The 6,488-nt window shown below is 66.1% G+C and carries 6 protein-coding genes; 5 read left to right on the top strand and 1 reads right to left on the bottom strand.

The window, feature by feature from the left end:
• The 5 genes from A5652_RS07115 to A5652_RS07095 all read left to right on the top strand — a co-directional run.
• Window positions 1–379: BRCT domain-containing protein (locus tag A5652_RS07115; protein WP_304441764.1), on the top strand; the 379-nt coding region annotated here is incomplete at its 5' end.
• Between the two features lie 4 nt (window positions 380–383).
• Complete coding sequence (locus A5652_RS07110) at window positions 384–1,496, top strand: cystathionine gamma-lyase (protein WP_067348366.1); 1,113 nt, start codon at window positions 384–386, stop codon at window positions 1,494–1,496.
• Window positions 1,497–1,557: 61 nt separating this feature from the next.
• Entirely contained in the window at window positions 1,558–2,166 is a 609-nt protein-coding gene (locus A5652_RS07105; RefSeq protein ID WP_156745199.1) for a TetR/AcrR family transcriptional regulator, read from the top strand.
• Window positions 2,167–2,328: 162 nt separating this feature from the next.
• Window positions 2,329–2,760 (top strand): MmpS family transport accessory protein, encoded by a 432-nt coding sequence (locus A5652_RS07100; protein ID WP_369805760.1) that lies wholly within the window; start codon window positions 2,329–2,331, stop codon window positions 2,758–2,760.
• The gene (locus tag A5652_RS07095) at window positions 2,757–5,687 is read left to right on the top strand and encodes an RND family transporter (RefSeq protein ID WP_067348357.1); all 2,931 of its coding nucleotides are present in this window, start codon (window positions 2,757–2,759) and stop codon (window positions 5,685–5,687) included. The genes A5652_RS07100 and A5652_RS07095 overlap by 4 nt, the downstream gene beginning before the upstream one ends.
• Here A5652_RS07095 and A5652_RS07090 read toward each other — a convergent pair.
• Window positions 5,684–6,340, bottom strand: coding sequence for an amino acid-binding protein (locus A5652_RS07090; RefSeq protein WP_156745198.1), 657 nt, complete (start codon window positions 6,338–6,340; stop codon window positions 5,684–5,686). The genes A5652_RS07095 and A5652_RS07090 overlap by 4 nt on opposite strands.
• Window positions 6,341–6,488 lie beyond the last annotated feature (148 nt).

Below are 6,488 nucleotides of genomic sequence, written 5' to 3'. Positions count from 1 at the left end.
CGTCGGCCCGACGATCGCCGCGGCACTCACCGAATGGTTCACCGTCGACTGGCACTGCGCGATCGTCGACAAGTGGCGGGCCGCCGGCGTGCGGATGGCCGACGAACGCGATACCAGCGTGCGACGCACGCTGGAGGGGCTGACCGTGGTGGTCACCGGGTCGCTCGCCGGCTTTTCCCGCGACGACGCCAAGGAGGCGATCCTGACACGCGGGGGAAAGGCTGCGGGCTCGGTGTCGAAGAAGACCGACTACGTCGTGGCAGGCGATTCGCCGGGTTCCAAGTACGACAAGGCGATCGAGCTTGGGGTGCCCGTCCTCGACGAGGACGGCTTCCGCAAGCTGCTCGCCGAGGGCCGATCCGATCCCCTGGCGGAGTGAGCCGATGAGCAGCCGATACGGCGATTCCACGCGCAGCCTCAAAGCCATTGGTGTGCAAGCCGTTTCGGGTCATCCGGTAGCGCCGCAGGCGGTGCTCGCCGCCACCTATCACCTGTCCGACGACGAGACCGGCGCGCTGGACAGCTACGGCCGCAGCTCCAATCCGACCTGGCGGCAACTGGAGTCGGCGCTCGCCGAGCTGGAGGGAGCCAGCGGTGCCCGCGTGTTCGGCTCGGGCATGGCGGCCATCAGCGCCGTCCTGCGCGCGCTGGCGATGCCGGGGTCGACGGCGGTGGTGCCGGCCGACGGCTACTACCAGGTGCGCCGCTACGCGCGCGAAGACTTGGCGCCCGGGGGTGTGACGGTCATCGAGGCGTCGAGCTCGCAGATCTATGACGCCGCCGCGGAAGCCGACGTGGTGCTGGCCGAAACGCCCACCAACCCGGCGCTGGACGTGATCGATGTGCACCGATTGGCCGCCATCTGCCGGCGCCGCAACGCCCGCTTGATCGTTGACAACACCGCTGCGACGCCCTTGGGCCAGCAGCCGTTGTCGTTGGGTGCCGACGCGGTGGTGGCCAGCGCGACCAAGGCCCTGTCCGGTCACGGCGACCTGCTGGCGGGCTACGTCGCCGCCAACGAGCCCGAACTGCTCGCCGCGGCGGAGCGACACAGGCTGCTCGCGGGTGCGATCCTGGGCGGATTTGATGCGTGGCTTCTGTTGCGCAGCATGGGAACTGCCGGATTGCGCTTCGAACGCCAATGCCAGAACGCCCGGGCGCTGGCAACCATGTTGGCCCGTCACCCGGCGGTGCGGACGGTGCGCTACCCCGGATTGGCCGACGACCCGGCGCATCCGGTGGCCATGACGCAGATGCGCCGATTCGGGGCACTGGTTTCGGTCGAATTGGCCGACGCGGCCGCGGTGCACGCGCTGGTGGATCACAGCGAGCTGCTGATCGCATCCACCAGTTTCGGGGGCCTGCACACATCGGTGGACCGCCGGGCGCGCTGGGGAGACCCGGTCGCCGACGGATTCGCGCGCATCTCGCTCGGTATCGAAGACACCGACGACCTGCTCGCCGACATCGAACGCGCACTGATGGGCTCCCGCTGACGAACTGACATTCTGCCGGTTTGACTGCACCGAAATTGGTCCGCAACGCCCGAGCGGCTCTATCGTGGGCTCTATGACGCAGACGGCCGACCCGTGCGAGCAGGCATCGCCGTGGTCGCCGCGCGAGGCCGAGATATTGGCCGTGACCCTGGCGCTGCTGCAGGAACACGGCTATGACCAGTTGACGGTGGACGCGGTGGCCAACGCCGCGCGCGCCAGCAAGGCCACCGTCTACCGCCGCTGGCCGTCCAAAGCCGAACTCGTGTTGGCCGCCTTCATCGAAGGCGTCCGCCAGGTCGCGGTCGCGCCGGACACCGGCACGTTGCGCGGCGACCTGCTTAGTCTGGGGGAAACCTGTGGTCGACACGGCACCGAGCACGCAAGCACAATTCGCGCGGTGATGGTCGAGGTGTCGCGGCACCCGGCGCTCAACGACGCATTACAGGAGCAATTCCTCAAGCAACGCAAGGCGTTGATTCAGCATGTACTGCGGCAGGCCGTCGACCGCGGTGAGATCAGCGAGGATGTCGTCTCCGACGAGCTGTGGGATCTGTTGCCCGGCTATCTGATCTTCCGGTCCATCATTCCGGGCCGGCCGCCCACCCGTCGCACCGTGCAAGCCCTCGTAGACGGGTTTCTCATCCCGGGGTTGACCAGAACCACCGGGTAACCCGGCGCTAACGACGCGAAACAGAGTGTGTACGCGCACGTCTCTTGTGCAGTACGGTCCAGTACCGTACTGTCATAGCTGTCGATCACGATCCCGGGTTGGCAGGTGGACTGTGATTCTGTCGCCCGATCTTCGAAAGGCTCACGGGTGAAAAGCTTTTCGATCACGTCCCTGGTGAGGCGGGGGTGGATGGTGCTCGTCGCCGTGGCGGTCGTCGCGCTCGCGGGATTCGGAATCTACCGCCTGCACGGAATCTTCGGTTCGCACAACAACACGTCGGCCAACAGCGGCCTGTCCAACGAGATCGTCCCGTTCAACCCCAAACAGGTCGTGCTCGAGGTCTTCGGCGCACCGGGCGCGGTGGCCACCATCAACTACCTCGACGTCAACGCCCAGCCGCAGCAGGTCAAGGACGCTCCGCTGCCCTGGTCGTTCACCATCACCACCACCGAACCCGCGGTGATCGGCAACGTCGTCGCGCAGGGCAACGGGGACACCCTGGGCTGCCGCATCACCGTCAACGGAGCAGTGAAAGACCAACGCACCGTCAACAAAGTCGACGCCTACACCTTCTGTCTGGATAAATCTGGATGAGCAACGATCAACAGTCGCGGCCATTCGTCCCGCGCACCATCCGCCGGCTCGCGCTGCCGATCCTGCTGTTCTGGTTGGCCCTGGCCGCCATCACGAACGTCGCCGTGCCGCAGCTGGAAGACGTGGGCAAAACCCACAACGTGGCGCTGAACTCGCCAGATGCACCGTCGCTCAAGGCGATCAAGCGCATCGGCGACAAGTTCGGAGAGTTCGACACCGACAGCTCGGCGATGATCGTGCTGGAAGGCGACAAGCCGCTGGGCGCGGACGCCCACCGCTTCTACGACGAGATGGTCCGCCGGATCGAACGGGACCGCAAACACGTCCAACACGTCCAGGATTACTGGGGTGACACCCTGACCGCGGCGGGATCGCAGAGCAGCGACGGCAAGGCCGCGTATGTTCAGGTAAACCTGGCAGGCAACCAAGGCTCGGCCTTGGCCAACGAGGGCGTCGGGGCCCTGCGCGACATCATCGACCACATGAAGCCGCCGCCGGGCGTCAAGACCTACGTGACCGGCGCGGCGCCGCTGATCTCCGATCAGTTCGACGTCGGCAGCAAGGGCACCGCGAAGGTCACCGCGATCACGGTCGGGGTGATCGCCGTGATGTTGTTCTTCGTCTACCGCTCGGTGCTCACCACGCTGCTGGTGCTCGCCACCGTGCTCATCGAAATGTCGGCCGCCCGAGGCCTTGTCGCGTTTCTGGGCAACGCAGGCGTGATCGGACTTTCGACGTATGCGACGAATCTGCTGACGTTGTTGGTGATCGCGGCGGGAACGGACTACGCGATATTCTTCGTAGGCCGCTATCAGGAGGCGCGCAGCACCGGGGAGGACCGCGAAAAGGCCTTCTACACGATGTATCACGGCACGACGCACATCGTGCTGGGTTCCGGGCTCACCGTGGCCGGCGCGGTGGCCTGCCTGAGCTTCACCCGATTGCCCTACTTCCAAAGTCTGGGCATCCCAGCCGCGTTGGGCATTCTTGTCGCGCTGTTCGCCGCGCTCACCCTGGGCCCGGCGATCCTCACACTGGGCGCCATGGTGGGCATCTTCGACCCCAAGCGGGCGATCCGAACGCGTGGCTGGCGGCGGATCGGCACCGCCATCGTCCGGTGGCCCGGCGCCGTGCTCGCGGCGGCGTCGGCGCTGGCTCTGGTCGGTCTGATCGCCTTGCCCGGCTACAAGACGAGTTACGACACCCGCCCCTACATGCCGGAAAGCGCGCCGGCCAACATCGGTTACACCGCCGCCGAGAAGCACTTCTCCAGGGCGCGACTGGAGCCCGAGTTGCTGATGGTCGAAACCGATCACGACATGCGCAACCCGGAAAGCATGCTCGTCTTGGACAAGGTGGCCAAGGCGGTGTTCCACGTTCCGGGGGTCGCGCAGGTGCAGACCATCACCAGGCCGTTGGGCACCCCGCTCGTCCACAGCTCGCTCGCCTTCGTGGTCAGCAACTCCAGCGCGGCGCAGCAGCAGAACCTTACCTACCAACGAGATCGGGCCGACGACGCCCTCAAGCAGGCCAATGAACTGAACAAGACCATCAACATTTTGAAGGAGCAGTACGAGCTGCAGCAGCAGCTTGCCGGCACCACCCACGACGAGACTCAAAGCTTTCACGACACGCTCGGCACCATCCAGGATCTGCGCGACAAGATCGCGAATTTCGACGACTTCTTCCGGCCGGTGCGCAGCTATTTCTATTGGGAGAAGCATTGTTACGACATCCCCGTCTGCTTCGCGTTCAGATCGCTGTTCGACGCGCTCGACGGTATTGACCAGCTCACCGAGAAATTCGAAAACCTGACGGCGTCCCTCGACAAGCTCGACGCGCTGCAGCCGAAACTGACGGCCCTCATCCCGCCGCAGATCCAGAGCCAGCAGACCAATCGCGATCTGAGTCTGGCGAATTACGCCACGCTGTCCGGCATTTACGCGCAGACCGCGGCCGCGATCGACAACGCGACCGCGTTGGGGCGGGCCTTCGATGCGGCCAAGAACGACGACACCTTCTACCTGCCGCCCGAGGTCTTCAACAACCCCGACTTCAAGCGTGGGCTGAAACTGTTCCTTTCGCCGGACGGCAAGGCCGCCCGCATGATCGTCACGCATGAAGGCGATCCCGCGACGCCCGAGGGCATTTCGCACATCGATCCGATCGCCAAGGCCGCGCACGAGGCCTTGAAGGGCACGCCCATGGCCGGCGCGGGCGTCTATCTCGGCGGGACCGCGGCGACATACAAGGACATTCAAGACGGCGCCAAATACGACCTGATGATCGTGGCGTTCGCCGCGCTGAGCCTCATCCTGCTGATCATGATGATCATCACGCGCAGCCTGATCGCCGCGCTGGTCATCGTGGGCACGGTGGCCCTCTCGCTGGGGGCCTCCTTCGGTCTGTCGGTTCTGGTGTGGCAGTACATCTTCGGTGTCCAGTTGTACTGGGTCGTGCTGGCGTTGGCCGTGATCCTGTTGCTGGCGGTCGGATCCGATTACAACCTGCTGTTGATCTCCCGCTTCAAGGAGGAGATTCACGCCGGCCTCAACACCGGCATCATTCGGGCGATGGCCGGTTCCGGTTCCGTCGTCACCTCGGCCGGCATCGTTTTCGCCGTCACCATGTGTGCGTTCGTGTTCAGCGGTTTCCAGGTGCTCGGTCAGATCGGGACGACGATCGGCCTCGGCTTGCTGTTCGACACGCTGATCGTGCGGTCATTCATGACGCCTTCTGTCGCGAGGCTTCTCGGGCGATGGTTCTGGTGGCCGCAACGGGTGCGACCCCGCCCGGCCAGCACCATGCTTCGGCCCTACGGTCCGCGCGCGGCCGTTCGGCAGCTGCTGCTGTGGGACGACGACGATCCGGTGTGGGACGAGGACGATCCGGTGGCGATGTCCCGATCGCACGCGCCCTCGCGCTAACGCAGCATGGTGGCGACGATCCCGGCGAGATAACCCAGCCGGGCGACCTCCGATGGCCGGAATTCCGGGCCGGGACGGCCCAGCACCACCGCGGTGTGCGTGTCGCCCAACGGGGCCGCGACCATCGTCACGTCCATGTCCCGCCACTCCTTCGGCACCCACTCGGCGCTGCCGTCCAGAGTCACGGCCCGGTCCAGCGGCAGCCACGGGGCCGAGTCCGCTTTGGTCTCCGGGGCGCCCGGACTGCCCGCCAGGCGCTGCAGCTCGCCGCCCGAACTGCGTAACACCGTGCACCAACTGACGCGCAGGACCTTGGGCGCCTCGTTGGCGAGAACCTGCAATCGTGCCGCTTTGCCGTCGGCCGCCGCGACGTGGTCGAGGAGCTCGAGCTCACGATGCGCCTCCAGCAGTCCGGTGTGCGGGCGCACGCTGTCCACCCGGACACCGGACAGGGACTCGGCGGCGGTGATCAGTGCGTCCGGCATCGCCCCCGGCGGCAGTTCGATCACCAGGTCGTCGGTCGCGTAGCCCGAGCTGCGGTCCACGACGTCGAGCGACAAAATGTCGGCCCCCACCGAACCGAGCGCCACCGCCAGCGACCCCAGGCTTCCTGGCCGGTCGACAAGCTCGATGCGCAACAGATAGGAGGGCACGGCCAACACTGTTGCATAAGGATGTGTCGACGGCATTTCGGCTCGACCCAGCCTCGCGATCGGCAACGGGCGTGCACCGGGTCCCGCACCCGCGGCTAGGCTTTGCAGCCGTGTCCCAGATCTCCCGCGACGAGGTAGCGCACCTGGC

This window comes from Mycobacterium sp. 1165178.9, from assembly GCF_001673555.1.
Classification (GTDB): Bacteria; Actinomycetota; Actinomycetes; order Mycobacteriales; family Mycobacteriaceae; genus Mycobacterium.
This window is presented reverse-complemented; position numbering and strand designations above follow the sequence as displayed.

Coding starts and splice junctions, on each gene's coding strand:
- A5652_RS07110 (WP_067348366.1), top strand. CDS start 384: ATGAGCAGCCGATACGGCGATTCCACGCGCAGCCTCAAAGCCATTGGT.
- A5652_RS07095 (WP_067348357.1), top strand. CDS start 2,757: ATGAGCAACGATCAACAGTCGCGGCCATTCGTCCCGCGCACCATCCGC.